1 protein-coding gene and 1 pseudogene are annotated in these 2,669 nt (G+C 48.3%); one reads left to right on the top strand and one right to left on the bottom strand.

All coding sequences use genetic code 11. The features are described 5' to 3' along the window. Positions 1-99: 99 nt before the first annotated feature. Positions 100-1,287, bottom strand: coding sequence for a site-specific integrase (locus HX884_RS26030; RefSeq protein WP_032610113.1), 1,188 nt, complete (start codon positions 1,285-1,287; stop codon positions 100-102). Between the two features lie 294 nt (positions 1,288-1,581). Here HX884_RS26030 and HX884_RS26025 point away from each other — a divergent pair. Next, positions 1,582-2,279: pseudogene (locus HX884_RS26025) on the top strand (IS1 family transposase). Positions 2,280-2,669 lie beyond the last annotated feature (390 nt).

The following is a 2,669-nucleotide window of genomic DNA, read 5'->3' as shown; positions in this document are numbered from 1 at the left end:
ATGCGTGATCTGATCCTTCAACTCAGCAAAAGTTCGATTTATTCAACAAAGTCGAGTTTACCCTCAAAAAAAGCAGGGGCATTTGCCTCTGCTTTTCAGTTATCGCAAAGAAGGTAGCTGAGCTGTTATCCTTTCCGCCAGAAGTTGGCTGGTGTTTTGTAAGCGCTGAGGATGAAGGTGCGCATAACGCTGTGATGACTGACTACTGCGATGACCTAACTGCGCCTGAACGTCATACAGCGTTCCACCATGGGAAACGATGAGCGCCGCAACCGAATGGCGGCAGGTATGAATACACACTTCTTTGTCGAAAATTCCCGCCCGTCGCACGATACGCTGAAAGGCTTTGACCGGATTGTTCAGCGGCATTCCTTGTTTTTTACCGATAAACAACCACGGATTTCCACGCTGTGTTGGCAGCGTTCTGATTACGTCCATCGCCAGTGAGTTAAGATGAACAATCCGTCCATAGCCATTCTTGGTTTCAGGGAGCCACAGGGTGCGTTTAACCGGGTCAACATGCTCCCACTTAGCCAGACGCAGCTCATCACGACGAAGGCCGGTCAGTAACAGCAGTTTGACATAGCATGCAGCGACGGTGCTGGTATCATCATCGGCGGAGAGAAAAATACGACGAATTTCATCCTCGGTGAAATAGCGCTGTCGGGCGTTGTTCTCCCTGAGAAGCTGTACCACTCTTGCCGGATGGATAGAGGTAATGCCTCGCCTTCCTGCCCAGGTAAATACCGCTTTAACCAGTACGATGACACGATTACAGGTTGCTGCTGACAGTGAAATGCTTAACGTCTGCTGGAGGCGAAGAATCCTGGCTGGTGTGATATCACTCAGTAGCATTAGACCTAAGACGGGACGGATATGATCCCGGTAGCGCTGGAAATCCTTTCCCCAGCTACGTTTTGCAGATTTTGCCCATACCAGATAATGCTGGTTAAAGAGTTCATCGAATGTCATTTCTTGTCTCTTGTTTTCACGTTCCTGCTTAGGGTCAGTTCCGGTGGCAAGTGAGCGTTTATGCTCCATGGAAATCTTACGGGCTAAGGTGACATCTACCTCAGGCCAGTGACCAATAGCTATGGCGCGTTTTCGTCCATGATAGAGGTAGCGGAGCAAAAATTTTTTACGTCCTTCCCCTTTGCTGACCAGACACTTCAGGCCAGAAATCTCGGTATCGCTGTATTCGGCATCGGTGCTGTGTGAATCTGATGTGTTAGGGGGCAGGGATTTAATGAGCTGATTAGTAAAACGGAAGCGTTTCGGGCTGGACATATTACCTCCTGTGACTGGTGTTAAGTACGTCAGGGTTGACCCATCCCCGGCACGGCGTTGTTAATGGCTACATTGATTTTCTGGCGTGGCGAAGGAAATGCTGGTGCTACATGGTATGAGTTAAGACGGGAAATGCAGAAAGAGCAGGCTTTACGGTCTGATTCTGGTCTTGAGGGGAAAGATTGCCGTTGGGGAAGAGCTCACAGAAATAATATGTGTTTAAGTCGGATACAGTTACAGGTAATGCTGCCAACTTACTGATTTAGTGTATGATGGTGATTTTAAGGTGCTTGCGTGGCTTCCATTTCCATCAGATGTCCTTCCTGCTCCGCTACTGAAGGCGTGGTGCGTAACGGTAAAAGCACTGCCGGACATCAGCGCTATCTCTGCTCTCACTGCCGTAAAACATGGCAAATCAGCTTCACTTACACCGCCTCTCAACCCGGTACACATCAGAAAATCATTGATATGGCTATGAATGGGGTTGGGTGCCGTGCCAGTGCCCGCATTATGGGCGTTGGCCTCAACACGATTTTACGGCACTTAAAAAACTCAGGCCGGAGCCGGTAACATCGCGCATACAACCGGGCAGTGACGTCATTGTCTGCGCGGAAATGGACGAACAGTGGGGCTACGTCGGGGCTAAATCACGTCAGCGCTGGTTATTTTACGCCTATGACAGGATGCGCAGGACGGTGGTGGCACACGTCTTTGGTGAGCGTACTCTGGCCACACTGGAGCGTCTTCTGGAGCTGCTGTCGGTCTTTGATGTGGTGGTATGGATGACGGATGGCTGGCCGCTTTATGAATCACGCCTGAAGGGAAAGCTGCACGTTATCAGCAAGCGTTACACTCAGCGCATTGAGTGACATAACCTGAATCTGAGACAACATCTGGCAAGGCTGGGACGGAAGTCACTGTCGTTCTCAAAATCGCTGGAGCTGCATGACAAGGTCATCGGGCATTATCTGAACATAAAACACTATCAGTAAGTTGGAGTCATTACCACAGTTACATGTCATCAGGGCAAGAACAGTTGAATATTCACTGGTTCATCTCATTGGAATATGCGCAAGTCAAACTCGACAAGTGGCGCAGGAATATAATCATGAGAGAACGCACCCACCATAAAATGACATGACTCCGGCTGAATTTATCCGGAGACTGAAAAAAGGCGAATATCTCTGATTTAGCACTTAATTGATTTTAGGACAGAATCAGAGCCTTTCAAATGCAATAATATTATCCAGATAGTTCCCGGCATTAATGGCATTCATGACTTCAGTGCTGTCGTAATAAAAGCCATTAATTAGAAACTCGACACAAAATGATCTTGACCCTCCATCTCCGAACAGCTTTTGTATCTTAAGTTAACGATGTCC

This window comes from Enterobacter sp. SECR19-1250, assembly GCF_013391025.1.
GTDB classification, from domain to species: Bacteria; Pseudomonadota; Gammaproteobacteria; order Enterobacterales; family Enterobacteriaceae; genus Enterobacter; species Enterobacter cloacae.
The sequence above is the reverse complement of the archived record's forward strand: the minus strand, read 5'-3'. Positions and strand labels throughout refer to the sequence as shown.

Coding starts and splice junctions, on each gene's coding strand:
- HX884_RS26030 (WP_032610113.1), bottom strand. CDS start 1,287: ATGTCCAGCCCGAAACGCTTCCGTTTTACTAATCAGCTCATTAAATCC.